This window comes from Streptomyces sp. NPDC036984, assembly GCF_055607665.1.
This window is the reverse complement of record NZ_JBVJRL010000025.1, coordinates 83,041-107,507: the sequence shown is the minus strand read 5'-3', so window position 1 is coordinate 107,507 and position 24,467 is coordinate 83,041. Positions and strand designations below refer to the sequence as shown.

24 protein-coding genes and 8 pseudogenes are annotated in these 24,467 nt (G+C 67.9%); 16 read left to right on the top strand and 16 right to left on the bottom strand.

Annotated features, from left to right (window positions below; translation table 11 throughout):
- A partial coding sequence (locus ACZ7DL_RS32855) for a WD40 repeat domain-containing protein (RefSeq protein WP_470779805.1) occupies positions 1-572 on the bottom strand: 572 nt, incomplete at its 3' end.
- 42 nt (positions 573-614) lie between these two features.
- Here ACZ7DL_RS32855 and ACZ7DL_RS32850 point away from each other — a divergent pair.
- Positions 615-845, top strand: a pseudogene (locus ACZ7DL_RS32850) (transposase); the annotation flags it as partial.
- Between the two features lie 22 nt (positions 846-867).
- Here the strand turns inward: ACZ7DL_RS32850 and ACZ7DL_RS32845 are convergent.
- Positions 868-1,191, bottom strand: a complete 324-nt coding sequence (locus tag ACZ7DL_RS32845) for a hypothetical protein (protein WP_470779821.1) — start codon at positions 1,189-1,191, stop codon at positions 868-870.
- Between ACZ7DL_RS32845 and ACZ7DL_RS32840 the strand changes: the two are divergent.
- Both ACZ7DL_RS32840 and ACZ7DL_RS32835 read left to right on the top strand, forming a co-directional pair.
- Positions 1,081-1,849, top strand: a pseudogene (locus ACZ7DL_RS32840) (transposase); the annotation flags it as partial. The gene ACZ7DL_RS32845 and the pseudogene ACZ7DL_RS32840 sit on opposite strands and share 111 nt — an antisense overlap.
- Positions 1,850-1,853: 4 nt before the next feature.
- Positions 1,854-2,255 (top strand): annotated as a pseudogene (locus ACZ7DL_RS32835) (Tn3 family transposase); the annotation flags it as partial.
- A gap of 38 nt (positions 2,256-2,293) precedes the next feature.
- Here the strand turns inward: ACZ7DL_RS32835 and ACZ7DL_RS32830 are convergent.
- The 3 genes from ACZ7DL_RS32830 to ACZ7DL_RS32820 all read right to left on the bottom strand — a co-directional run bounded on the left by ACZ7DL_RS32830 (position 2,294) and on the right by ACZ7DL_RS32820 (position 3,989).
- On the bottom strand, positions 2,294-2,695 hold the full coding sequence (locus ACZ7DL_RS32830; protein ID WP_470779804.1) for a hypothetical protein: 402 nt from the start codon (positions 2,693-2,695) through the stop codon (positions 2,294-2,296).
- A 411-nt stretch (positions 2,696-3,106) separates the two neighbouring features.
- The gene (locus ACZ7DL_RS32825; RefSeq protein ID WP_470779802.1) at positions 3,107-3,628 is read right to left on the bottom strand and encodes a PhzF family phenazine biosynthesis protein; all 522 of its coding nucleotides are present in this window, start codon (positions 3,626-3,628) and stop codon (positions 3,107-3,109) included.
- Positions 3,621-3,989, bottom strand: a complete 369-nt coding sequence (locus tag ACZ7DL_RS32820; protein ID WP_470779800.1) for a winged helix-turn-helix transcriptional regulator — start codon at positions 3,987-3,989, stop codon at positions 3,621-3,623. The genes ACZ7DL_RS32825 and ACZ7DL_RS32820 overlap by 8 nt, the downstream gene beginning before the upstream one ends.
- A gap of 154 nt (positions 3,990-4,143) precedes the next feature.
- Here ACZ7DL_RS32820 and ACZ7DL_RS32815 point away from each other — a divergent pair, with 154 nt between their 5' ends.
- The gene (locus ACZ7DL_RS32815; RefSeq protein WP_470779798.1) at positions 4,144-4,650 is read left to right on the top strand and encodes a carboxymuconolactone decarboxylase family protein; all 507 of its coding nucleotides are present in this window, start codon (positions 4,144-4,146) and stop codon (positions 4,648-4,650) included.
- Positions 4,647-4,814 (top strand): hypothetical protein, encoded by a 168-nt coding sequence (locus ACZ7DL_RS32810; RefSeq protein ID WP_470779796.1) that lies wholly within the window; start codon positions 4,647-4,649, stop codon positions 4,812-4,814. The genes ACZ7DL_RS32815 and ACZ7DL_RS32810 overlap by 4 nt, the downstream gene beginning before the upstream one ends.
- Before the next feature lie 199 nt (positions 4,815-5,013).
- Here the strand turns inward: ACZ7DL_RS32810 and ACZ7DL_RS32805 are convergent, their stop codons facing one another.
- Complete coding sequence (locus ACZ7DL_RS32805) at positions 5,014-5,247, bottom strand: hypothetical protein (protein WP_470779819.1); 234 nt, start codon at positions 5,245-5,247, stop codon at positions 5,014-5,016.
- Between ACZ7DL_RS32805 and ACZ7DL_RS32800 the strand changes: the two are divergent.
- From ACZ7DL_RS32800 to ACZ7DL_RS32785, 4 genes and pseudogenes are all read left to right on the top strand, one after another.
- Positions 5,146-5,493, top strand: a pseudogene (locus ACZ7DL_RS32800) (beta/alpha barrel domain-containing protein); the annotation flags it as partial. The gene ACZ7DL_RS32805 and the pseudogene ACZ7DL_RS32800 overlap by 102 nt on opposite strands.
- Before the next feature lie 77 nt (positions 5,494-5,570).
- The gene (locus ACZ7DL_RS32795) at positions 5,571-5,939 is read left to right on the top strand and encodes a nicotinate-nucleotide diphosphorylase (protein WP_470779794.1); all 369 of its coding nucleotides are present in this window, start codon (positions 5,571-5,573) and stop codon (positions 5,937-5,939) included.
- A 284-nt stretch (positions 5,940-6,223) separates the two neighbouring features.
- On the top strand, positions 6,224-6,517 hold the full coding sequence (locus ACZ7DL_RS32790; protein ID WP_470779792.1) for a DUF1330 domain-containing protein: 294 nt from the start codon (positions 6,224-6,226) through the stop codon (positions 6,515-6,517).
- A 59-nt stretch (positions 6,518-6,576) separates the two neighbouring features.
- Positions 6,577-6,807, top strand: a pseudogene (locus ACZ7DL_RS32785) (transposase family protein); the annotation flags it as partial.
- Between the two features lie 372 nt (positions 6,808-7,179).
- Here the strand turns inward: ACZ7DL_RS32785 and ACZ7DL_RS32780 are convergent.
- Positions 7,180-7,446: pseudogene (locus ACZ7DL_RS32780) on the bottom strand (DUF4253 domain-containing protein); the annotation flags it as partial.
- Between the two features lie 452 nt (positions 7,447-7,898).
- On the opposite strand from ACZ7DL_RS32780, the gene ACZ7DL_RS32775 reads away from it, so the two are divergent.
- Positions 7,899-8,249, top strand: a complete 351-nt coding sequence (locus ACZ7DL_RS32775) for a hypothetical protein (RefSeq protein WP_470779790.1) — start codon at positions 7,899-7,901, stop codon at positions 8,247-8,249.
- Between the two features lie 109 nt (positions 8,250-8,358).
- On the opposite strand, the gene ACZ7DL_RS32770 is transcribed toward ACZ7DL_RS32775, so the two are convergent.
- From ACZ7DL_RS32770 to ACZ7DL_RS32760, 3 genes are all read right to left on the bottom strand, one after another.
- Positions 8,359-9,213, bottom strand: coding sequence for an IS5 family transposase (locus ACZ7DL_RS32770; protein ID WP_470779789.1), 855 nt, complete (start codon positions 9,211-9,213; stop codon positions 8,359-8,361).
- Between the two features lie 56 nt (positions 9,214-9,269).
- Positions 9,270-9,587 carry a RacP protein gene (locus ACZ7DL_RS32765; RefSeq protein WP_470779815.1) on the bottom strand — a complete coding sequence of 106 codons (318 nt, stop codon included), beginning with the start codon at positions 9,585-9,587 and terminating at the stop codon, positions 9,270-9,272.
- A 444-nt stretch (positions 9,588-10,031) separates the two neighbouring features.
- On the bottom strand, positions 10,032-10,382 hold the full coding sequence (locus tag ACZ7DL_RS32760) for a site-specific integrase (RefSeq protein ID WP_470779813.1): 351 nt from the start codon (positions 10,380-10,382) through the stop codon (positions 10,032-10,034).
- Positions 10,383-10,658: 276 nt separating this feature from the next.
- Between ACZ7DL_RS32760 and ACZ7DL_RS32755 the strand changes: the two genes are divergently transcribed.
- Positions 10,659-11,474 carry a macro domain-containing protein gene (locus ACZ7DL_RS32755; RefSeq protein ID WP_470779787.1) on the top strand — a complete coding sequence of 272 codons (816 nt, stop codon included), beginning with the start codon at positions 10,659-10,661 and terminating at the stop codon, positions 11,472-11,474.
- 24 nt (positions 11,475-11,498) lie between these two features.
- Complete coding sequence (locus tag ACZ7DL_RS32750; protein ID WP_470779785.1) at positions 11,499-12,650, top strand: toll/interleukin-1 receptor domain-containing protein; 1,152 nt, start codon at positions 11,499-11,501, stop codon at positions 12,648-12,650.
- 33 nt (positions 12,651-12,683) lie between these two features.
- Here the strand turns inward: ACZ7DL_RS32750 and ACZ7DL_RS32745 are convergent.
- The 6 genes and pseudogenes from ACZ7DL_RS32745 to ACZ7DL_RS32720 form a co-directional block, all read right to left on the bottom strand.
- Positions 12,684-12,998: pseudogene (locus ACZ7DL_RS32745) on the bottom strand (transposase); the annotation flags it as partial.
- 338 nt (positions 12,999-13,336) lie between these two features.
- Entirely contained in the window at positions 13,337-14,254 is a 918-nt protein-coding gene (locus ACZ7DL_RS32740; protein ID WP_470779783.1) for an SCO2523 family variant P-loop protein, read from the bottom strand.
- Positions 14,255-14,258: 4 nt separating this feature from the next.
- The gene (locus ACZ7DL_RS32735; RefSeq protein ID WP_470779782.1) at positions 14,259-16,109 is read right to left on the bottom strand and encodes an SCO2524 family protein; all 1,851 of its coding nucleotides are present in this window, start codon (positions 16,107-16,109) and stop codon (positions 14,259-14,261) included.
- A gap of 38 nt (positions 16,110-16,147) precedes the next feature.
- On the bottom strand, positions 16,148-16,939 hold the full coding sequence (locus ACZ7DL_RS32730) for an SCO2525 family SAM-dependent methyltransferase (protein ID WP_470779780.1): 792 nt from the start codon (positions 16,937-16,939) through the stop codon (positions 16,148-16,150).
- Between the two features lie 370 nt (positions 16,940-17,309).
- Positions 17,310-18,032, bottom strand: coding sequence for a hypothetical protein (locus ACZ7DL_RS32725; protein WP_470779778.1), 723 nt, complete (start codon positions 18,030-18,032; stop codon positions 17,310-17,312).
- A 32-nt stretch (positions 18,033-18,064) separates the two neighbouring features.
- Complete coding sequence (locus ACZ7DL_RS32720; protein WP_470779776.1) at positions 18,065-20,257, bottom strand: MMPL family transporter; 2,193 nt, start codon at positions 20,255-20,257, stop codon at positions 18,065-18,067.
- A gap of 216 nt (positions 20,258-20,473) precedes the next feature.
- On the opposite strand from ACZ7DL_RS32720, the gene ACZ7DL_RS32715 reads away from it, so the two are divergent.
- The 4 genes and pseudogenes from ACZ7DL_RS32715 to ACZ7DL_RS32700 form a co-directional block, all read left to right on the top strand.
- Positions 20,474-21,097 (top strand): TetR/AcrR family transcriptional regulator, encoded by a 624-nt coding sequence (locus ACZ7DL_RS32715; RefSeq protein ID WP_470779774.1) that lies wholly within the window; start codon positions 20,474-20,476, stop codon positions 21,095-21,097.
- Positions 21,098-21,519: 422 nt separating this feature from the next.
- A pseudogene (locus tag ACZ7DL_RS32710) lies at positions 21,520-21,715 on the top strand (IS982 family transposase); the annotation flags it as partial.
- A gap of 429 nt (positions 21,716-22,144) precedes the next feature.
- Positions 22,145-22,732 (top strand): hypothetical protein, encoded by a 588-nt coding sequence (locus ACZ7DL_RS32705; protein ID WP_470779772.1) that lies wholly within the window; start codon positions 22,145-22,147, stop codon positions 22,730-22,732.
- Positions 22,733-23,227: 495 nt separating this feature from the next.
- Positions 23,228-24,467 (top strand): cutinase family protein (locus ACZ7DL_RS32700; RefSeq protein WP_470779770.1); only part of this gene is annotated, 1,240 nt, incomplete at its 3' end.

Below are 24,467 nucleotides of genomic sequence, written 5' to 3'. Positions count from 1 at the left end.
GAGAAGACGGCGCCCGTGTGGCCGGTCAGCCGGCTGAGCGGTCTCGGTTTCGCGGGATCGGTCGTCTTCCACAGCCGGACCGCGTTGTCGTTGCCGCCGCCGGCCAGGAGGCCGCCGTCGGGGCTGAACGCCACCGCGTCGACGTTGTCCGTGGGGGCGGTGAGAGAGACGAGCGGTGCCGGCTTCGCCGGATCGGTCACCTTCCACAGCCGGATCGTCCGATCGGCGCCGGCGCTGGCCAAGAGCTCTCCGCCGGGGCGGAACGCCACCGAAAGGACGGCGCCCTTGTGAGCGGCGAGGGTTTGCCCGGGAGAGGGTGCACTCGTCACCTTCATCGTCGGGGAGCCGCTCGACGACGGTCCGCTGGAGCCCGATGTGTCGTGGTCCGACCCGTCTTTGACCAGCCATTCCAGGGCCGCGGCACCGAGGGCCAGACCCGCGGCGGAGCCCGCGACCAGGAACCCGCGCCGGTTCCACCGGGTCGGCAGCGCACCCTCGGCGTGGGGCGTGTCGCCGGGGTGCGCTGCGGCAGGCGGGCCCTTCACCAGGGTCAGGCCTCCCGCCGTGTTCATCACCCGCCGCTGGGGCAGTGGTAATGACCGGGCGAGGAGGCGGAACGGCTGGGGCCCGGCGGGGTGCTGATCATCGACGACACCGGGTTCATCAAGAAGGGCAGCACCTCGGCCGGGGCCGGCCGGCAGTACACCGGGACCTCGGGAAGGATCGACAACTGCCGGATCGGGGTGTTCGCCGCCTACGCCACCGCCTCAGACAGGGCTCTGGTCGACCGGGAGCTCTACCTGCCCAAGTCCTGGACGTGCGACCGCGAGCGGTGCAAGGCAGCGAAGACCCTCGGCAGCCTGCGGGTCACGGGTCAAGGGTGCTCGCCATACACATGATCCTTTCACTCACGAGTTGGTGCGTGATAGCGGGTGAGGAGTCCTCGCTGGTGGATGGCATGAGCTGCTGGTGGCGATCATGGTCAATCGGGCGGTTCTCGCGCATCGGCTGTTCACCGGGATCTCCCAGCGCCATCTGGGCCGCTTGATCGAGGAGTCGGCTCAGCAGCGGCAGGCCGCGGTGGAAGGCCGCCGCCACGCAGCGCGAGGCGGGGCGAGGAAACGGGCCGCAGGAGCCGGTGCCCGCCACCAGCTCGTCTTCGCCGACCGGCTGGTGGCCACGCTCATCCATCTGCGGCACGATCCGCCGCACTCGGTGCTGGGGTTGCTGTTCGGCGTCGACCGCTCCACCATCACCCGCGCCATCGGGGAGATACGCACCCTCCTGGCCCAGCGGGGCTACGCGGTCCCCGACCGGCCCGGTCTGCGGCTACGAACACTGGCGGACGTCTTCGCCTATGCCCAGGCCGAAGGGATCGAGCTGCGCCTGGACGCCACCGAAATCCAGGTCCGCCGACCCGTGGCCGGACGCGGGGGACGCCGAGCGGTTCGTCTGCGGCAAGAAGAAACAGAACACCATGAAGGCCACCGTCGTCGCCGACCACCAGGGCCGCACGCTGTGGACCGACGCCCTGCGACCGGGCCGCATGCACGACGCGACCGCCGCACGCAACGAGGGCATCGACCTCTGCTTCCAGTACTTCCCCGACGTGGAGGTCCTCCTGGACGACGGCTACCTTGGCCTCAGGCGCGATCATCCAGGCCAGGCGATCACACCAACCAGGAAGCCGAACAAGAGCGCACTGCCACCCGTGCACGCACGCTGGGAACAGGACCGCCACCGGCACTCCTCCGACCGCATCACCGTCGAACACGCCCTCGCCGACCACAAACGCTGGAAACAACTCATCCGCCGGACCCACCGGCGAGACCGGCTGCCCGACACCTACGGCGGCCGAGCGGCGCCTGTACGACGCGGTGGCCCGGGCGACCCATCGGGCCGATCCCGCGCTCGCGCCGGCGCTGGCCGGGCTGCTCGACGTTCCGGAGGTCAAGCGGGTCTCGGAGCTGGAGCGGCTGTGTACGCCTCCGACGAAGTCGACGGGCACGGCGATGGTGCGGGCGATGGAGCGGGTGGAGGAGATCTCCGCGTTCGCGCTGGGCCGGGTGAACCTGTCGCGGGTGCCGGTGAACCGGCTCTCGGCGTTGGCCCGGTACGGGCAGTTGAGCAAGGCGCAGATGATCGAGCGGGCGCCGGAGCCGCGGCGGACCGCGCTGCTGACGGCGGTGGTGCGGCAGCTGGAGGCGCAGGCGGTCGACGACGCGCTCGACCTGTTCGCGGTGCTGATGGCGACGCATGACTGCCGGCCTACAGGTCGTGATCGCGGTTCAGCTCAGGACCGGCCTCCCGCCCTGGCTTCTTCGAGTAGTACGCCAGCTGACCAGAACTGTTCGCCTGCCCGACGGCGTCGGGCGTAGGCAATGGTGAGGGCGGCGACCAGGGGCCCCCAGGCCAGCAGGGGGGCGTAGCAGACGTCCATGATCACTCCCGCCGTACCGTGCGGGAATTCGGGGTTGTCCAGTGGCCCTCCTGGCACCAGGGTGACCGCGGCGCACAGCCCCGTCACCACAACGGTGCCTACTGCGGCGGGTATGGCCACCGCCAGCGGCGGGATGCGGCGGCCGCCCAGCCGCGGAACCCAGCGCGGCACCCGTTCACCCCAAGGCTTCACCAGGCCGAGCGTCAGGCAGGCGGCGGCCTGCGAGACCACCGACAGGATCAGCACGTAGACCATGGTCGGGGTCCCTGTGTAGAGAGAACCGAGTCGTCCGGTGAAACCGACATCTACTCCGAACCCCAGGGAGAGCCGCCACACACACGAAGGCACTGTGCAAAGCACCGTCGCCCAGGCCGCGCACACCGCCCATCGAGGGGCGGCGATCTGGGCATCTGACGACGGGAACTGACTAGGCATCATGGACTCCGGTGGGAGCGAGGCGAACCAACCGGTTCACGATGTCACCGCGCGGCACGCAGCGGCATCATCCATCAAGACGGGGGCTGCTCCCCCGCAAGTGGGACCTCACCTCAATCCCCAGGACGATTTCAAGTCGGCGTGATCTCTTTGGCTTGCTGGTCACGGTGGCGTGACGATGACCGGCGACCATGCGATACACGCATCGAAGCTCCGTTGGCCGGTTCTCTCCTACGAACCACAACTCTTGACGATTAGTCCCGCCCCACTGAGGCGACGCGGGCACCGGGAGCGAGTGTGCCCGAGGTGACACCGAGTGCGGGCAGGACAAGGTCGCACTCGATCGCTGTGGGCCTGCGGAGGTCTACAGGACCGGGGTCGAAGGCGGCATTGACATGCGTCTTCTCCCGTACGGACCCACCAGGGGAAGACACGCCCTGCCGCATGGATGGTGGCTCGATACTCCCGGCCCCCGGCGCGCTCGGCCATGAAGGCCAGAGCGGCAACCGTCCCATGACCGCATGCAGGCAGTTCTCCCTCGGCGGTGAAGAAGCGGAGGGACACGACCGGACCGCCCCGTCGGCTGTCGTGCACTGACACGAAGACGGCATGCGACGTTCCCATGAGAACCGGCACACGACGGCGCTCATCGTCACTCAACGGCTCCTCGACCAGCACCGCGGTGGGACTACCGCCGTGGCCGTCGCGCAGACACGCGCGGACGATCGTGACGGGCAGACCGTATCTACTCATCGCAGTGCCGGGATCCTTGTGCCGGACCCGCGTCCGCTTCCTCCGCCCACCGCCGGCTCCACGCAAACAGCGGTTGGAGGGCGTCGACAAGGTCCCCACCGAGCTGGGTGAGGTGATATCCGCCCTCGCGCAGAGTGAGCAGGCGGACATCGGTCAGCTCGCCGAGCCGGGTACTGAGCACACTGGAGGACATGCGCTCGCACCGGCGCTGCAACTCACGGAAACCGCCCGGGGCTTGACTCAGCTCCCACAGGATGCGCAGCGTCCAGCGCCGTCCCAGCAGATCGAGTGCGGCCATGACCGGGCGTCCCGATGTGGACCCCCGCACCGGTACGCCGGGCCGCGGTGTTCCGCCTCCCATGTTCCCCTCTCCTCCTTGCGCTTCGATTCTCAAAGCAGCATAGTGATTCGAAAACAGAAGCACTAGCAACGGGAGCGCCGTCGCGAATAGCCCTGCTGGAACCGCCGTACGCCGACCAGGCCGGCGCGCTGCTCGCGCGCATGATGCCCGGGACGTGCCGCCGATCGGGCTGTTCCGGATGTTCGCCAGGAACCTCCCGATGGCCGGCGCCATGCACGGATGGGGGCGCTATGAGCTGGGCCGACAGCTCACCCTGGCCATGAGGGAGCGCGAGATCGCCATCGACCGGACATGCGTGCTGTGCGGCTGCGAGTACGAGTGGGGCGTGCACATGATGATGTTCGCCGAACGGGTCGGGCTCACCCGCGAGCAGGCGGCATCCCTGGTGCACGGCGGCCCCGCTGACGAGTGCTGGACGTCCGAGCGGGAACGGTTGCTCATCCTCGCCGTCGACGCGCTGCACGAGCGTTCCGACATCGATGACGCGCTGTGGACACAGCTCGTGTCGGTCTTCGACGAGCTCCAGCTGCTCGATCTGCTTCTGCTGTGCGGGTGGTACCACGCCGTCAGCTTCGCCGCGCGCGCCACGCGCGTGCCGCACGAGCCCGGCGCGCCTCGCTTCGCCGACTTCTTCCCCATCACGACCGGGACCAGCCGATGAGCACTACCCGGGAACACTCCGAGGCGCGGCTGCTGGGCCCCTCCCTGATGTTCATCGCCCTGGTCGTGGCGGCAGTCGCCAGCCTCGGGGCACCGCTCATCACCAGCGTGGCGACCACGTTCCACGCCTCGCTCGACGGCGTTGAGGATGGGCGTGGCCCGTGACCATCTTCCCGAGGGGCGCAAGCGGCCACGATTGCCTTGATCTCGGTGGTCTCCATCATCGGCGTCGGCTACTCCCGCGCCGGCCTGCTCACCGAGTTCGGCGGGGGTCGAGCTCCCCGGTGCCGCAACCCTCGCTCACGTTAGAAGGCTGCGACTGTGAGAGCACGGCTGCGACCCAAGCTGGGCCGCTGCACTTACTTCACCGGATGCACGAATTTCGCGTTTTCCCTACCGGAGGCTCAATGAAATCGATACGCAGGTCCGAGAGTCGGCGGTGCGAACCGCGCTGGCTGAGGACTGCGCCGGCGACGACGTCACCACACTCTGGGCGGTGCCCGCCGACGCGCGTGCGCACGCGCGCATCCTGGCCCGACAGGACGGCGTGGTCGCCGGCCTCCCGCTTCTCGGTGAGGTCTACCGACAGCTCGGCCACGACGTCGAGGTGAGTGTGCGCGTAAAGGACGGAGAACGTGTTCAGGCAGGACAGAGCCTGGCGGAACTGACCGGACCGTGGCGCGCCATCATCACTGGGGAGCGCACCGCATTGAACTTCCTGCAGCGCATGTCAGGCATCGCTACCCACGCCGCGGCGTTCGTGGACGCGGTGACCGGACTGTCGGTGCGAATCCTGGACACCCGCAAGACGGCACCCGGGCTTCGTGCCCTGGACAAGTACGCGGTCGCGACCGCCGGAGCGAGCAACCATCGCCTCGACCTGGCCGCAATGGTGCTGCTCTCAAGGAGAACCACATCGCCGTGGCGGGCGGGGTCGGCGCCGCTGTCGCAGCCATCCGCGCACACAACGCCGCCGGCATCGCCGTCGAGGTCGAAGTCGAGTCGGTGGCCCAGGCAGCTGAGGCGCTGCGCACCGGGGTCGAGTGGATCATGCTGGACAACATGCCCATCGAAGACATGCGGTACATCGTGACACTGCGAGGGTCGGAAGGACCCCGACTCGAGGCGTCTGGATCCATCACGCTGGACACGGTCAGGGCCGTCGCGGAGAACGGAGTCGACGCGATATCCGTCGGTGCCATCACCCACAGCGCGCCGGCGTTCGACCTCAGTCTGCTGCTGACGCCGACGGCACCAGCGGGTGGCGGACACCCGGCGAGGTTCGGATGAGGCCGTGTCTCCTCCTGCGTGGACGGGCTGGAATGCCCGCCATGGCTGTCCCCGTCGACCGGTAGGCCTTCGTTTCCATCTCCGGCATGTTCCCCCCGTCGCCGAAGGCGCCGGGCGCCGAGGAAGACTTCGCCGGGACGCGAACCGGCAGAGCCGCGGGTGGCAGAGCCGAACCAGGCCGGATCAGCACGTACTTACACATGCCCGGTGCTCTGTCGCCGGGATCGAGCAATCTGAGCGTCAATTCGCAGCCGGGCATGTCCGGCCGAACACAGGAGGTTTCCATGGCTAAGGGCTACTGGGTCAGTGTCTACCGCGCCATTTCCGACCCTGAGAGGCTGACTGCCTACGACAAGCTGGCCGGTCCGGCTGTCCAGGCTGGGGGCGGGCGGCTCCTGTCCCGTGGCGGTCGAGTCGTCGCCCACGAGGCCGGAAACACGCAACGCGTCGTTCTGATCGAGTTCGACAGCTTCGAACAGGCCGTCGCGGCATACGAGAGCGAGGCTTACCAGAAGGCGCTGGTGGTCCTCTCCGACAGCGTCGAGCGCGACTTCCGCATCATCGAAGGCATCGACTGACCGACGGGCTCAGCCATCGCTGAGCATCCGTCACCTGATATGCCGGACAGAAGCAGGCCAACCAGATCATCGCCGCCGCCCGCGCCCCCGTCGAGCACGGCTTCGCCGCGCTGAAGAACTGGCGCATCCTCACCCGACTCCGGCTCAACCGGGCACGGGCTACGAACCTGCTGCGAGCACTGCTGGTCCTCACCAACCTCGAAGCCGGCCGGTGGCAGACGATCATGAACGCAGACCGACGCACCCGACCAGCACGAGCACCCACGAACCCTGCCACGCCACCAGGCTGACCAGCTACTTCATGTTGGCACGGTCCCATTGGCGGGGCAGTCGGGGTGCTGATCCGTCATCGTCGCCGTAGCAGTCACCCCGACTCTCACAAACGGTCCTTTGCGCGAGCGAGATCAATTGCGGGCTGTCGGACTCCCGTCGTCGATGACCTTCGGCGGGTGCTGCTCCCGGCCGGAGGCGTTGCGGGCGACATCGGCTCCCACTTTCATGACCAGTTCAGGCCGTGCGAGAGTGACCTGCAGAGTCTTGCGGGTGCCCCAGCCTGCTGATTCTCTGTCAAGTTCAGCGTGTTGAGTTTCTGATCTTGCAGGGGAGGGCGAGCTTCCTTCGGGGTTGTTCTCGGGGGCTGTACACGAGTGGGGCGAGCTGCCTCATTTGTGGGGTTTGCAAGGTCGCTGTCTGGTTGGGTGAATGATCATTGCCCGGGCGGTCTCAGGTGGGGCCAGTCCCACCAGAACCCCCAGCAGTTCAGGTCGATCAGGTGCTCGGCGTACGTGGCCAGGTTGGGGTGGGCGCCCTGCCAGATGTTGTCGGGGGCAGAAGACGAAGTGTTCGGCGGCGATGATCAGGGCGTCCTCGAGACGGTTCGGTGGTGCGGCAACGCTGAGGTGCAGGGTGGCGAAGCCGACGCCGACGACGCGTGCGCCGAAGCGGCGGTCTTCCCAGTCGCGGACACGGCGGAGAGCCTGATCATGACGTACGCCAGCAGCGCCCGGTAGCCCGAACCGGACCCGCGCCCCACCTGGTCAAGGGGTACTGCGCGGCCTTCGGGCGGCCCGGAATCCAGGGCCGTGACCGGTGCCGCAAACGATTCCAACGTTGTCCCCATCACCGCAGCTCACACCGCCCGACAGGGAGCCTCCCGGCACGCTGAGACCTCTCCCCCTTCCCCTGAGTGCCTGTTTTCAATCCTGAGCTGCGCGTTTGCCCAGCTCAGGATTCGAAACCGTGCTGGTTCGGGTGCTTGCCGCAAACGCTGGGAGCGTGAAGTTGTCGAAGTCCGCATCATTCCCCCGGGGGTCGTCCTTGAGATCGGACACCGGCCGTGTGCCGTGGGAACCTGGGCGGATGGCTGATCGTCCTCTTAGGCATGCCCCGCGTTCTCATTCTTGGAATCGACCCGCGTGCAGTGCCCGGTGTGGACGGAGACGCCCTTCGAGCGGCCCTCGATCAGGAACTGGCCCGATTCGGCGAACACGCCATCGATGCGTCCATGACGCTGATCGAGCTGGATGAGTCGGCCGAGCCGGCGATCGTTGCAGCGCTGTCCGAACACGACTGGGACGTCGTCGTCATCGGGGGTGGGATCCGCAAGCCGGAGCCGCTTCTGCCGCTCTTTGAGCAGGTCGTGAATCTGGTCCGGCGTCATGCGTCGAAGGCTGCGATCGCGTTCAACACGAGCGGCGGCGACAGCGTCGAATCAGCCAAGCGGTGGCTGTGAGCCAGAAGTCGCTGACAGGCTTCGGTGGCGGTGAGAGAGTGTTGCTCAGGGCCGCGATCCCGGCCCGGTGACCTCTTGGTGGCATTGCTGGCCGTCAGGGCCGAGATGATCATTCTCGTTGGGCCTCGCGGGAGGCTGGCTGTCCGCTCCGGCGGGAGCTTCGGCGGGTGATTCGCCTGGTCATGAGGGTGATCGCGGCCCAGGTGATGAGCGATTCCGAGTGCTGGATGAGCCGCTCGTAGTCGCGCGCGTGTCGACGGGCGTGCATGACCCAGGCATGCGAGCGCTCGACGACCCAGCGCCGGGGCAGAACGACGAACCCGGGGACGTTCTTCGGGCGGCTGACAGTCTTGATCGTCAGGTTCAGGTATGTCTTCGCCCAGGTCACGAGCTGTCCGGCATAGGCGGAGTCGGCCCAGACGATGGTGATCTCGGGGTGCATCATCCGCAGTCGGAACAGCACTTCCTTGGCCGCGTTGCGGTCGGTCATGTCGGCCGGGGTGACCATGACGAACAGCGGCAGGCCCTTGGTGTCCACGACCAGGTGACGCTTACGGCCGTTGATTTTCTTGCTGGCGTCGTAGCCGCGGGAGTCCTTGCCGACGGTCTCGGCGGCCTTGATCGACTGGGAGTCGATGACGGTGGCGACCGCTCCGGGCGCCTTGCCCATCTCGCGGCGGATCCGTTTGCGGAGCTGGTCACGGATCTGTCCGATGACGCCGGCGGCGGCCCAGCGGGCCATGAACCCGTAACAGGTGCGCCAGGGCGGGAAGTCCTTGGGCAGGGCCCGCCACTTGCATCCGCTGTCGACGACGTAGCGGATCGCGTCGACCACCTCCCGACGCGGGTGCTTCTCGGGGCGGCCTCCGACCGGGGTCTCGCAGGCCGGTGTCGGCAGCAGTGGTTCGAGCAGGGCCCACTCGTCGTCCCAGGTGTCTGAGGGGTAGCAGCGCCTGCGCGGCAACGTTCCCTCCTTGGAAGAAGGGGTGGGCCCGGCCGCTTCGCGGCCGGGCCCACCGGTCAGGCGTCGGTGTAGTCGGCGATGACATCGAGTGTGGACTCAACCGAGTTGAGCTGGGTGTTGAGGTGTTTGATCCACCGGCCCTTGGGCTGAAGGACGGCGTGCGGGGCGACGGTCCCGGTGATGAACCGGCGGATCTCGGTGAGCTTGCCGCGGATGACCGCGACCTCGTATGCCTGGAGTTCGGCAGGGTCGGCGCAGAACTTGTAGCCGTCCGGCCTCGTCCAGATCAGCGGCGGCCAGCCGCGTTCGGTGATGGTGTCGCGCAGGCAGGCCAGGCCCGAGCGGGTCTGGTGGGGCGACAGTTGCACGGCCAGTGGCCGCGGCGAGACCCGTCCTGCTCTCGACTGAGAGTCAGACCGAAAATGCGACGATCACAACGGACGACCGCAATTGACCGATTTGCGACCGAAGTTGAGATCCGGATGCGTTCGCGATGCGGTCACTGTGACCGTTCGCCGAACGTTTCCTTCCGGGCCCGCCAGGCCCTCATGACGCACCGCCGCGAGCAGTACACGGCATTCGAACGCCGATCCACCCCGGCCACCCAAGTCGCCCCGCACTCGGGACACTCGGCGGCCGGTGCCACTCAGCTCAGCGACCACCCGCTTGCGCAACCGGCGGTCCCGGCGCCACTGCCTGGCACGACATGCCGCCGAGCAGTACACGGCAGCGGGCCGTACGTCCGGCCGCAGCCGTTCACCACAGCCCCCGCACACCCGTTCCCCGACCTCCCCGGCGTCTTCGGACACCCAGCCAGCCTAGGGCCCAAAGCTACCCATAACGGGGGATCGAAAACAGGCACTGAGACATCGGCGAAGGGGAAGAAGTCCATCCCGGCCAGGAAGGTGCGTGCATGCGCTGCGGATACTGGGGTGTGCAGAGGATGCCCACGGCAGGTCGTACGTGCACAGGGCGATGAACGCTCGGTGGGCCTTGATCGTCTCGGCCGGATAGACCGCTTTGTACTGCATAGTCGTGTCAATGCTCCTGTGTCCGCAGATCACCTGGGCGATGTGCGGCCCGCCGTTCCTGATGACGTAGGCGACGAAGATCCTGCGGAAGTCGTGGGGCGAGAAGGTGAGCGGCTCGCCGGCGGCGTTGGCCGGGATGCCGAGCCGTGGGCAGGAGATGCTCAGGTGGCTCCAGGAGATGGTGGCGCCGGAGCGGTGCTGTCTCTGTATGTTGGGCAGCAGGGGGAACAGGCGGGTAGGTCGTGCTGGCGTTCATGGGCCGGTTCAAGCGGATCGCCCATGGGTAATCCTCCTGCGGGGGGAGGGGGGACGGGGGATGCGAAGACTTTCGGTGCGCGAAGGTGATTCCAGGACGCGATGATCGCAGGACGCTCTGTCGTAGCCCGGCTGCGATGGGGACGCCGCAGTCTGTCTGTGCTCCTCACGCACACGCTGGCGGCGTTCGGCCTTCTGTCGGGCCTGGTGCAGCTGGTAGTTCAGCTATTCTCACTGACCTTCTCAGAGCCTCTGCTTGTGATCATGGTCACCGTGGCCCTCAGCGTCGCGTGGGGAGCGGTCCAGGCATTTCCCCCTGCGTCGGCAGAACGTTCGTTCGGCCACCCTGGGACGCGGGTGCATGTCGTCGTGGGCGACCTGTTCAATCAGCGTGGACACATCGTCGTCGGTTTCACCGACACGTTCGACACGAGCGTCGCGAACGATCTCGTGATCAGCCGTTCCAGTGTGCAGGCACAGCTACTGCAGCGCTGGTACGCGGGGAACCAAGAGCAACTGGATCACGCACTGACTCAGGCACTGGAATGGAGCATGGTTGAAGCGGTCGAGTCTCGTGCGGACAAACCGCAGGGAAAACTCGAGCGCTACCGGGTGGGAACAGTAGCGGTCCTGTCCCGGAACGGGCGCAAAGTATTCGGTCTGGCGTACAGCCGTATGGGGAACAACCTGGTCGCCGAGTCCAACGCCGAGAAAATTTGGGTGAGCCTGTGCCGACTTTGGGAGGCGGTCTACGAGCACGGGCATCGCGAACCACTAGCCCTGCCGATCATCGGCGGAGCGTTGGCGCGGGTCGACACGCTAAGCCAGGAGAACCTGCTGAAGATGATCCTGCTCTCCTTCGTGGCGGCCTCGCGGGACCGGGTAGTGACCCGTGAACTCACTGTTGTCGTACACCCGACGGCTCTTCACGAGATCGACGTGCTGGAGATCCGGCATTTCCTAATGACCCTGTAGTAGATCAGTCCGAAAGGGAGCGGCATGTCTGAAGCCAAGGCCTTCTTGAGCTGGTCCACTCGTGATCCGCGGATCGAACCGTTGGCTCAACTCTTCCGGCAGTGGCTCAGTTCGCTCTTCGAAGGGCGCGTGGACTCCTTCTTCTCTCGTGAGATCCAACCGGGCGAGCACACAGTTCCGAGGATCTACCAAGCGCTGAATGAAGCCGACTTCGGCTTCATCTTCCTGTCGCAGAGGACGGCCCGGAGCCCGTGGGTGATCTATGAGAGCGGGTGTCTCAATCCGTCGCTCCGAGCAGGCAGGGTCTTCCCCCTGCTGTTTGACCTCTCCCCGGGCGAACTGCGTGCGCTGTGCCCTCCCCTGGCGGACTTCCAGGCCGTGTCGTTGCGCGACGTTCAGGACGTTCGACGTCTGACCGAGAAGATCTGCCAGCTCCTCAACCTCGACGACACGCAGGTGATCGAATTCCGCGAGAAGTTCCACCGGACTTTTCCTCAGTTGGAGCGTGCGATCAGTGAAACGGTGGACAGTAAGCGACTGCTTCCCGATCGTTTCACCGGAACCTTGACCTACAACGACAACATCGCTGGGTCGCGGAATTTCCAGATGCCTGGAGTCTTCGAGCAATACCAGCGCGAACTCTTCCTCGTCGGAAACAACCTCAATCTCCTGCTCAATTTATACAATAACGAGGAGATGTTCGGTGCACTGCTGGACTCGCTCGTAGAAGATCCATCGAAAAGAGTCCGTATCCTCATAGCCGACCTATGGGACGAGAAAATCCTCTATACATATAACAAGGTCATCTTCGGTAATGCCCTGTCGGAGTTTTCAGGCCTGAAGGCTGTATTCACGAGGCCGGAATCGCGCTTTTACATCGACCGGTTCATCGCCGCGCGGACGGGAAGCGAGATCCACCAGCGACTGCGGAAGCAACTCAAGATAAAGAAAATCGGCCTACTGCTCGACACCTTCTGGTTTGTTGACCCGGACAATACCGCGCTATCCGGCGACCTCATGTTCGCCCTCATGACGGCAGTCACGGGGCGGGAACGTCCGGTGTTCTACGTGAACCAGGCGGAGAATCCTGGCCTCTACTCTAAGTATTTCGACATGTGTCAGGCCGCTTTCGACTTAAGTTCGGACGTCATGTGGCCCGTAGCGGAACAGGCGTGAGTGGGTGCTGAGAGGACGTTTTCTCCCGTTGTTTCATCCCGCGATGCGGGCTTGGTCCGGTGATGTCGGGTTGCGCCAGGAGGTGGTGTTCTCGCCGGTGAGGCGGCGGGCCATGAGGTCGGTCATGGCGAGGTGGATCATGGCTTCGGAGCGTTCGGGGAGGGTTTCGTGGTCGCGGGCCAGGCGGCGGTGGAGCATCAGCCAGCCGTAGGTTCGCTCGACCGCCCACCGTTTCGGTATCGGGGTGAAGTCTCTGGTCCCGGCGGGTCGTTGAACGATTTCGAGGTCGATGCCGAGGGTGGCGGCGTGCTCGAGGAAGTGTTTGCGGTAGCCGCCGTCGACCCAGATCGTCGAGGGTGTTGTCGTGGTGACGGCGCATCCGAACCGCCGGCCGGCGCGAGCCGGCGCACAAGGTAGTCGAGGTAGCGGGGCATGTCACCCGCGGCTGCCGAGGTCGTCGCACCGGGCGGCTGATCGGCGTCCACCCGGACGTCCATTGCGGACTCCGCCAGGCACACCGCCGTGGTGAGCCCTGCCACTCCGGCGCCGCACCGCACTGGCAGCCACTGCTCGTTTCCCGCGTCCGAAACTCCCGGCGCCCGTCCAGGGCAATGTTGTCGCCGGAGAGCTTCGAGACCATCCGAACCTGCGTGCGTGCGCCCGTCACGGTTCCGCCGGCGCCGCTCTCACACGGGTCCCCAGTACTTGTCGTCGGTGAGCCGGGCGGCCAGCCGACTGAATGCCTCCCAGGTCTCCCTGTTGGCGATCCGGCTGTCGAGCACATCCTCTTCGGTGATGAGCTGCTCACGCCATTGCAGAACCGGTTCGAGGGGTACGGAACCGAGGATCCGGCTGCAGCCGATGCCGAGGGCGGAGGCGAGATGTCTGAGGTCGTCGTCGGCCCTGTGCAGCCACGCCGCCTGGGCGGGCGAGACCTGGAACCACAGTGGTGACGCGGGATCGGGTACGGCGGCCCGGACGAAGCGGACGGCGGAGTGGAGCGCCTCCTCGTCGTGGCCGCGCTGCACGCCCGCGGCGACGATGCCGCGCTCGCCGAAGACCAGGCCCGCCGTGGCCGCCACATGCTGCCGGGTCCAGCGGTGGAAGACCAGCCAGCGGGCCGTGATCTCCCTCATCTCGGGCTGCGCGGTGGCCTCCAGGACCATGTCGACGGCGTACGAGCGGCCGGCGCTGAGGTCCACCACGACCAGGTCGAACTCGTAATGGAGCTTCATCAGCAGGTCGGCGCAGAGCCGCACATGGTCGCCCGTGGTGGCGAACTCGCCGCCGCTGACGTCGCCGGGCATCAGCACCAGGCGGCCGGCGCCGGGCGGCCGGTCGCGCAGCACCTGGTGCTCGGTCCCGGCCCAGACGTCGATGCGTTCCGGCTCCCCGGCCTCCCCCATGAGGTAGGAGTGCAGGTCGCGGTCCTCGACGGCCCGGCAGGCGTCGGCCACGTCGAAGACGGCCGAGGCGGTGGGCGAGCCGAAGTCGAAGTCCAGGTAGCAGACGTCGTCCCCGGCCAGCGCCCGGTGGTAGGCGAGGTTGGCGCTGGTGACGGAGCGGCAGGCGCCTCCCTTGTCGGAGGCGGCGAAGGTCAGCACGGTGTCACCATCCCCGGGTCGCGGTCTCGCGGGCCCGGGCCAGCGCGTCGAGCTGTCCCAGCACGCCGAGTGCCAACGCGTATGCGGTGCCCGGCTGTTGGTCCAGAAGACGGCGGGCGCGGCGCAGCTTGAGCTCGATGTCCCTCAGTTGCATCCCGTGCAGGCTGCCGTCCACGGGGGCGGGCTCCATCTGTTCGCTGCCCAGGAGATGGCCGGCCTCGCCGAGCAACGCCCGTGCCAGCTCAGTGAGTTCGAGTCTGCGGATCGGCGGCTGCCGGTACATCCGGTAAGCCTGGACCATCACCTCGACGATCCGCTCCGTGATGGTCCACGACACCGGCACCCGGCGCTCGGGGATCTCCGCCCCGGGATGGGCGGCGTGCACGTCGCCCCACAGGCCGGTCCCCTCGCCCTCCCCGATCCGGCGGCACCACAGGTGGTCGAGGACCTCCTCGGCGAGTCCGAGCAGCCGGTCGTGCGAGTCGAGGTTGCGCGAGAGCGTGCACAGCTGGATGGTCCGCTTCAGCAGCTGCGCCGAGAAGTCGGTCAAGGACCAGGTCATGGGCGGACCGAGCCGCTCGCCGCCCGGCAACGGCAGGCGGACGCCCACGTTGTGCAGCCGGTGGACCATGGGGTCGTCGCGCGTCATCCGGCTGGTGATGCGGCCGCGTTCGGCGAGGCGTTCCATGACGGTGACGGTGCGGGCCAGGTCGTCGTCGGTGGCCGGGCGCCGCATCGGGTCGTGGACGAGGATGGCGGCGACGGAGAGGGAGAAGTACTCGGGCTCCAGCTCCTGTCCCGTCGTACGCCAGGGGATGTCCTCCAAGGGCCAGCGGTCGGAGTCGAAGCGGGCGACGCCGGACCAGTACCGCTGGGTCAGCTCCCACCGCAGCCGGAGCGCCTCGGCGAGCCTCTGCTGTTCGGTGCTGAGCAGGCCCAGGGTGAGGGTGCGCTCGGAGAACAGGTCCTCGACACCGTCGAGGGCGACCACGGTGAAGTACAGGTACGGCACCGGGGCGGCGACACCGTCGGGCTGCGGCCCGACGGGTTCGTCGATCTCGACCTCGGGGGCGTCCCTCACCAGGCTCCACGCCCAACCGCACTCGAAGAGCTGGTTCTCGTCCTTGAGCCCTGCCTGGACGTCGATACCGAGGGACACGCTCTCGGCGATCGCGGCGCGCAGCGCACGGAAGCAGCTCTGGAACCTGCCCAGCACCTGGCTCTGCGACAGCCTTCCCCGGCCGAGGAGTTCGCCGAGGTCGCGGCCCTGGGGGGAGTCGGTGTCGAAGGCGTTGACGGTGAAGGAGCGCAGCAGGCTCACCATGGCGGCGGTGAGGCGGTCGCTGGTGGCCGTACGCAGCTCGGCGATCGCCTCCCGGATGTCGAGGCGCCCGGTCCTGGTCTCGTAGACCTTGAGGAAGCCGAGCGTGGCCAGGCAGAGGGTGATCGACATGGAGAAGGAGTCGACCACGCCGAGCCGGCGTTGATCCTCGGTGAGTTGCTCGTTCGGGTCGCCGCAGCCGAAGTAGTAACCCCCGCCGAAGGTGGGCCACTTGTCCTCGCCGGTGTGGGTGCGCATGAACTCGGACGCGGCCTTGACGAGGTTGGCCGGCAGGTCGAGCCGCCCTCCGGCCTTCTTGAGTGCCTGCTGGACGTCCTGCTGTGTGGTGTCCGGGTCGTCCAGCCGGAACTCGGGGATCTCCGTGGCCGGGTACAGCAGGCAGAGCAGCCGCGCGGCGTCGGCGACGCTGCTCTTCCCGCCCCACTCGCCCCAGTCCCACTGCTCCTGCTGGAAGGAGTGGCGGGCGAGGGCATGCCAGATGTCCAGCAGATTCCGGCGTGGCTTGATCTGCATCCCATGCCCCTCACGCAGGCCGCCCCGCCGTCAGTTGATCAAACGGCCGGACTGCCCGCCTCCGCATTTCGACGCCAGCCGTGGGCCAGGATCATTCCCGCATATCCCTCGCGTACACAGGCCGTGGCTGCGAGCCTCTGTACCTTGAAGTCGCCCACGAACGGTTCGAGGCTCGCGCGGACCTCGGATTCTCCGACGTCACAGGCGGGGAAAAAATGTTCACCCACTTGAAGGCCCTCGGAATGTTCCATGAAGGCCGCAGCGAAGGGGGCGCCGGGAGCCAGGGTGCGCATGAAGCGTTCGACGCCCCACCTGAACTCCTGGTGCGAGGCGGTCATCGACTCCGCGACGAAGAACATGGTCCCCACGGACCAGTGCCCTTCGTGTCGCGACAGGTCGAAGATGCTGCCCTGCTCGACCTTGACGACCCTGCGGAACCGGTCGCGCGGATCCAGGTCAAGGGAGCTGTAAGCCTCGTGTTCGCAGAGGGCGTTCCAGAACTGGTCCCAGTTCGTGCCGTAGGAGTCGACCTGACTTTCGAGATACCTCACGTTCGCGGACGAGTGCTCCAGGAGGGTGATCTCGTCGCACCAGGGGAGCATGGAGAGGGCGGGGTAGAGGTTGGCCCCGGCACCCACATCGATACCGGTGGCCCGGCCGACGTCCCTGTTTCGGAAATGGCCGTCAAAATGATCGCGAACGATGCGCAGGATCTCCTCGTCCTCTGCCTGAAGGTCGCGGTAGTTGTGATCAACGTAGGCGATCGGATCGAATACATGCCACGGCACATCGGCATTCCGCACCTGAAGATCCCCCTGCCGAAAAGTCATTCACTCACGGTACCGACACCGCAGGCGCGGTGGATCCCCTTCCCTCAAGGTCGCGGACCTTCTGTCACGACGACCCCCCACTGACGACGAGAGGCGTCATCGAGGCCGTTCTGGCCGAACTCCACCGCGTAGACAGGGAGGCGTTCCCCGAGGAGCCGTACCCCAGCCTGGATCGTTCATGAGGGTCCGTCAGCTTGTTGACGGGCCCACTGTGGTGAGTGGGGGTGGGGATTTTCCGGGTCTGGGCGGGTTCAGCGCCCGGCTGTCGCGTCGGTATGCGCCGGGTTCCACGGCTCCGGTGGGCTGGTGCTGCTCGCAGGTCGGCGGCGGGCGCCCGGGGGCGTCTCCCGGGCGCCCGCCGCTCGGACGGTCAGACGGCTTTCCCTCCCGCGCTCGGTGTCGGCCCGGCGGCGATGGAGAAGCCGAGGACGAGGCCGTCGCCGGCGGCACGCGCCGATGTGAGCGTGACGCCGTGGGGCAGTGCGGTGACGGCCACGGTCCTGGGCCCCAGCTCGTCGCGGAGTCCGGAGGTGGCCGACAGCTCGGCGAGGTCGTCGACGTCCACGCTTCGGCCGAGGACGCTCACCGTGGTGGGCGTGACGGTGAAGGCGTGCGCGGTCGTGGACAGGGTCGCCCGCACGGTGACCGGCAGACTCAGGCGGCCGACGCTCCCTACGAGGATCAGGTCGCCGGCCTGGCCGCCGACGGTCAGGCCGTTGCCCATCGCGCCCAGGCGCCGGGTCACCTGGTCGTATCCCACGATGGCGGTTGCGGTGCCGCCGGCGCTGTCGCCGTTCGTCGTAACGTCTTTCAGGCAGACGGTCACATCCAGCACGGCGTGCTGCCGGTGTACACCTTTCGCACTCACCTCGACGTCTCCGACCTCCCCTCCCAGGGTGCGCAGGCCCGCCAGCGGGGTGGTGAGGTCGGCGTGCACCGGGCCGTCCGGCTTCAGCCGGCGCGCGGCCTGGGCGCCGATCCGCTCCTCGGTGCGGTGCTCGACCAGGAGGTCGGTCGCGCTGGTGAGCAGGGTCAGGGTCGCGGCGGCGGCAGCCAGGACGAGGCGGGGCTTTCCGCGGGGGTTCAGTCTCACGTGGTCACTGCTCCGGATCGGTCGGCGGGCGGTCAGGCGTGCAGGCGCGGGAGGACTCGGTCGAGCCGGCGGGGTATCCACCAGTTCGCCCGGCCGATGAGGAACATGGCGGACGGCACCAGGATCAGGCGGACCACCGTGGCGTCGACGATCACGCTGATCGCCAGCCCCAGGGCGAGCATCTTCACGACCACGGTCGGTGAGGCGGTGAAGGACAGGAACACCGCGGTCATGATGAACGCGGCAGCGGAGATCACGCGCGCCGTCGCGGACAGCCCCTCCCCCACGGCGAGCCGGTTGTCGCCGGTGCGGTGCCAGACCTCGGCGATCCGGGACAGCAGGAAGATCTCGTAGTCCATGGACAGCCCGAAGACGATCGCGAACATCATCATCGGCACGTACGACTCGATGGGCACCGGCTCCGAGAGCCCCAGCAGCGAGTCGCCCCACCCCCATTGGAAGACCGCGACGAGCACGCCGTAGGACGCGGCCGTGGTGCACAGGTTGAGCACGACGGCCTTGAGCGGGATCACCAGGCTGCGGAAGACCGTCATGAGCAGCAGGAAGGCGAGGACCAGGACGATGCCGATGACGATCGGCAACCGTTCGCCGATCGTGTCCCGGAAGTCGGCCTGGCCGGCCACGGTGCCGGTCAGATAGGCCTTGGCCCCCGTGCCGTGCAGGGCCTCCGGCAGTGTCCGCGCGGAGAGGGTGGCGAGCAGGTCACCGATGGCGGCGTCCTGCGGACCGGTGGTCGGGGTGAGCGTGGTGACGAGGATCCTCCCGTCGGCGCTCGCCTTGACGGGGGTGAAGGCGGCCACGCCGCGGGTGGTTCTCAGGGCCGTGGTCACATCGCCCGTGATCCGGTCGACGGGCGACTTCGCGCCGCTCACGTCGACGACGGTGACGATCGGGCCGTTCGCCCCCGCTCCGAAGCCCTGGCCGTCGGCGTGCGCGATCCAGTCGTAGGCGGTTCGGCTGCTGCTGCCGGGTCGGTCGGCACCGGCGTCGACGTGGCCGAGGCGCATCGACAGCAGGGGCAGCGAGCACACGCCGAGGACGGCGACGCCGACGGCGAGGAATGTCCGAGGGCGCCGGGCGACGAGGTTCGCGTAGCGGTTCCGGCCGTCGCCGGCCGCCGCGCCCTCGGCGACCGGGCGGCACAGCCGGAACCGGTCGATGCGCCTGCCCACCAGCCCCAGGGCCGCCGGCACGAGGGTGAGCGCGGCAGCGGCCGTGACGACGACGGCGAGGGTGGCCGCGAGGCCGATCTTGCCGATGAAGGTCAGTCCGCAGGCGTAGAGGCTGAGCATGGCGACGGCCACGGTCAGAGCGGCGACGAGGACGGCGCGTCCGCTGGTGTGCGCGGTGCGGGCCACGGCGTCGGCCGGCTCGCGCCCCTCGATGAGGTCCTGGCGGAAGCGCGTCGTCAGGAACAGGGCGTAGTCGTTGCCGACACCCAGGCCGATCATGCCGGCCAGGGTGGTGGCCGAGGTCGCGAAGGAGAGGGTGGCGGCGACGATGCCCACGATGCCGAGGCCGACCCCGACGCCGATCAGCGCGGTGATCAGCGGCAGCAGTGCGGCGAGGACACTGCCGAAGGCCAGCAGCAGGACGACGAGGGCGGTGACGGCGCCTACGCCCTCGCTCAGCTTGTCGTCGGCCGGTGCACGGACCACCTGATCCAGATCGCCGCCGTAGGCGACGCCGAGCCCCGCCGCCCGGGCGGGGCCGGTCGCCGTGTCCAGTCGCCCGATGTAGTCGTGGCCGAGGTTCTTCAGCTGCTCGTCGAAGGAGATCGCGGTGTACGCGGTGCGTCCGTCGGCGCTGGTGACGGGCGCGGAGACGGCAGTGACGTGCGGCAGGTCCCGCAGCTCGGCCAGGGTCCGCTCGAGCGCCGACCGCTGGTCGGCCACGCCGCCGGAACCAGTGTGGAACACGACCTTGCCCCCCGGCCTGCCCGCCTCGGGCATCGAGGCGGCAAGGAGATGGGCGCCGGTGTGGGAGGCGGTGCCGGGCAGGCTGACCTGGTCGCTGAAGGTGGGCGCGGCGAGATGCCGTCCCGCCAGGGCGGCGACGAGAACCAACAGCCAGGCGGCGATCACCGCTGCCGGGTGCCGGGCGCAGAAGCCGCCGAGGCGGCCGAGTCCGTGGCGGGCCGTCGCCGGAGGGGCGGCGGGGAGCGCCCCGCTCGGCGGGGGTGGGTGCTGCAGAGGTCGGGTCACCGTGGCCTCCTGGAAAAAGTGTCACGAGTGACAGGAACCCTAGAGAAGAAATGGCATGCATGACAATTGGCAGTGATGACATTTACGAGTGCGACGACCCCCGGGAGGGCCTGCACTCGGGACCCGACGGGCCGTAGGGGTGGCAAAGATGTCAGCCGTGGGGGTGGCATGTGTGTCAATTGACAGTCGCGACACCTTGGCGGGAGGCTTCGGTCCATGCCCAGTGAGATCGCCCCCGCCGGACTGCGCGAACGCAAGAAGGAGGAGACGCGGCACCGCCTTCTGGAAGGAGCCGCGCGCCTGTTCAAGGAACGCGGTTTCGAAGGCACCACCGTCGCGGACATCGCCGCATACGCGAACGTCTCCGTGCGCACCTTCTTCCGCTACTTCGAGAGCAAGGAGGCGCTGCTGCTGCCGGACGGCGTCGAGATCTTCGCCTACGTCGAGGACGCCCTGGCCCGGCGTCCGGCGGGCGAGGAACCCCTCGACGCGGTGTGCAACGCCCTGCTGGAGGCGGCCGAGCCGTTCGCCGCCTCCACTCTGACCGCCCTCAGCCATCCGGTCCAAGGCATCGAGAACGTCGTCACGGCCCGGCTCGTCCAGGCCTTCTCCGACTTCGAGGAGCGACTCACCCTCCTGGTCGAGCGCAGACTGCCGCCGGACACGCCGGACGCCGATCTCACGGCCGCGGTGATCGCGTGCGCGGCCCTGTCCGCGGTCCGCGCCGTACTGCGCACCCGCAGGGCGCGCCGGGCCTCCGGCCTCACGGACACGGGCCCAGCGCCCCTGCTGCAAGCCTTCGGGATACTGCGCGGGATCGGCTCTCCCGAACAGTCCTGACAGCGGGCGGGGAGCCGGTGGCCGCAGCGGGAACGGCGCCGTCACGGCAGTACGCCGGCCCCGCCGCCGCGGCGGTGTCAGCGGCGTGCACACTCGACTTCCCTCGGCGTCAGCAGGGCTTCGCCGGCGCTCGTTTCGCCCCCCATCGCCAGTCACTCAATGCGCTGCGCTGTCCCGTGGTTGGCGGCGCGCGCATCACCACCGCACTCAGCTCACTGCGCAGCCAAACAGCCGGCTCAGCCCACGCGCTAGCCGTCACCGACCCCTCAGCGCCGCATAAGCCCCCCACCGAACGAACACACCACCCACTGCAGCTGAGTAACAGCAGGTCACAATCAAGTTCGATGAGCAGGCACAAGAGCTAGACGAGTAGTTCCGAATGCGGGGTTCACGGACGCAGGGAGGGTGTCCAACATCGGGTTGTGACGACCGAGTTAGACACCCTCTTGACCGCACTGTACGTGCACATCGACGACTACTTGAAGACCTCGCGGTGGCGTGGCCGGCCGCCGAGGCTGACCGATGCGGAATTGGTCACCCTGGCCGTGGCCCCTGGGCTTCCACTGCGAGGCCCGCTGGCTGTGCTTCGCCCATGCCCACCTGCACGGCCTGTTCCCCGGCGGAGGAACTCACCCACCGCCGGCTCGACGTCCTCTGGCCCGCACCCGATCAACCGGACTGGTGGACCGGCACGGTCACCGTCGCAGGGCCGCTTCCACCTGCCTGAAGCCGGCGCACTGATGGGTCGGAGCACCAGACCCCGACGGCGTCGGCCATCGCACCCAGCAGCAACCTCTCCGTGCCAGTGCTGCTGTCGAAGCCCGTGAACATTTCGATTCCCTCTCAGGCGGCGGCTGCCTCCCAAACCGGTCTACATCCGCTGCTGGCCGACTACGCCGCACCTTCCGGCCCCTCGGCATCACACCGCACCGCTCCGCACCCGCCGAGACTCCACCCGCGGCCCGGCCGGTGGCCGCCGTTCAAGCACGCGATGAACGCGCGGAGGTCCTCGCCGCTCTCCAACAGGCCGTCGAAGCAGGCCGGACAGTGAGCGAACTGCGCCGCTGCCTCAACCGCGCAGAGGCTGCCGTGCACGGCGGCGCGAGCGCCGAGGAGAACGAACTGCTGCGCCGCGCCACCGACCTGCTACTGCGCAAGGAACGCGTTGTGGGCATCAGCGCGCCACCCGCACCCGCCCGCCGCAGGGGTCGACAGTCACAGCCCCAGCCCCAGCCCACGAACAGCGGCTTGACGGCGACCAGCCAGGCACGACGCGCAGCCGAGGCGGTCGCCGGCCTGCTCGACGTCCTCGACCGATACCGCGGCCGCTTCATACCCGGCGAGCGGCAGCGGCTGGTCGCCCAGCTGGAAAACACGGCACGCCAGTACGTCGAGTGGGCGGCGAACCTGATCACCGCCCGGATGAACGACACACGGGACCGGATCATGAGCGGGCGGGCCAGCCAGCTCGAGGCCGCCCTGTACAGCTGCTGGCTGGAAGCCTGCGCCGCTGTGCACGAAGTCCGGTACCGCATGGAGGTTCGCCCCGGGAAGTTCGTCTGGAGCGGCCATGAGGGGGCGAAGGTGAGCCCGATCGCAGACGACCACGGCGGGGGCCGGGCCGCGGTGGCCTGACGCGAGGCGCCGGCACCTCACCGGCCGTGGGAACGAATCCATGACTTCGCGTGCCGGTGAGCACGGCGAACGGCGCAGCCGACGTTCACCTCCCCGTGAGGGGGGCCGCCCACCTTGTTGATGCCCTCCTCCGCCGGGCGACAGGGCTCAGCTCGTCCGCGCGTAGCCGGACGGCACTTTTCGATGTCTCTCTAATGGCTGGCCCCGGAGGAGGCGGGCGATGAAGACTGGCGCGGTCCATCGGGCCTGTCGGACCGGGCCGCGTCGGTGAGTTGATCCACGTACGGAACTTCCCAACGTATCGGTCACGGCCCCAGCGAAACGGGGAAGTAACTCATGACAGTTCGTACTTGGCTGCGCCCAGTCGGAAGACACCGGATCAGGGCGGTCCTTGTCTGCGCGCTCGCCCTGGTCATCGCGTTCGCCGGCCAGTTGCTGGCTCCGCACCGGGCCTCCGCCGACGACCAGTACTGCACCAAGTTCACCATCGTGGGCGTGCGGGGATCCGGCGAGGCTTACACGGGCCCGTTCGGCATGGGCAACACGGCCGGGCCGGCGGCAGCGGCCGCAGCCGACCTGCTCGTGTCGTACGGCTACGCGCGGTCGGACATCTCGACCACGACGCTGTACTACCCGGCCGTCGACGTCTGGCACTACGTGGACGTCCCCCTCGTGGACGACATGAGTTGGTGGCGATCGGTGAGCATCGGAGCCGATTATCTGGCGGAATTCGTCAAGAACTCCGCCGCTCAATGCCCCGGCACACGGATCGCGCTGATCGGCTTCTCGCAGGGAGCAGGAGTGGTCAACATGGCGATGCACCAGATCAACAACGAGTACGGCCATGCGTCCGCGGTCGTGCACGCGGCCCTGCTGATCGCGGATCCGTTCAGGGACGGAGGGCAGCCCTACGCGCAGAACATCACGGCCGGCGGCACAATGGTGAGCGGCTCCGGAGGGCGCGGGATGCTGCGCCGGCAGGCGGTGCCTCCTGCGTTCCGAGCCGTCACGCGGGACATATGCCGGGACGGTGACGGTGTCTGCGACGCTCGCTACGACACCACCTTGGCGTCCGCCGTGCGGGCGGGGATGACATCCGACATCCATACCAGCTACGCCTCTTGCTGCAGCGAGCGGAACATCCTCAGGGAGTACGGGCAGCAGACGGCCTGGCGCCTCACTCACTCGCCGGGCGGGGACGGCGGCGGGACAGGCGGCGACGACACTCCGAGTCCTGTCATGGTGACGGTGTCCCGGTTCGCCTTCTCCAACGGAGCGGGGGTCGTCTTCGCCAAGGACGGCCGCGACGCGCCGTGGGCGACGCTGAACCCTGACGGGCGGGCTTCCGCCTTTCAAACGGAGGGAAACCGTATCGGCGCCATCCTGGACGGCGAGCTGTACATCAAGGATTGGCTGCACGACACATGGCACAAGATGACGGGTGGCGGCGATGTGAAGTCGTTCAAGCTGAGCGGCGACCGGATCGCGTTCATGAACAGTGCCGGTGTCGTCTTCGCCAAGGACGGCCGTGACGCGCCGTGGGCGACGCTGAACCCTGACGGGCGGGCCAGTGACTTCGTCCTGGAAGGCAACTGGATCGGCGCGGTTCTGGACGGCTCGTTCTATGTCAAGGAGGGCGTGTACGGCGCGTGGACGACGATGGCCGGTGGCGGGGACGTGAAGAAGATCGCCATCGAGGGGAACAGGTTCGCGTTCTCCAACGGCGCGGGGGTCG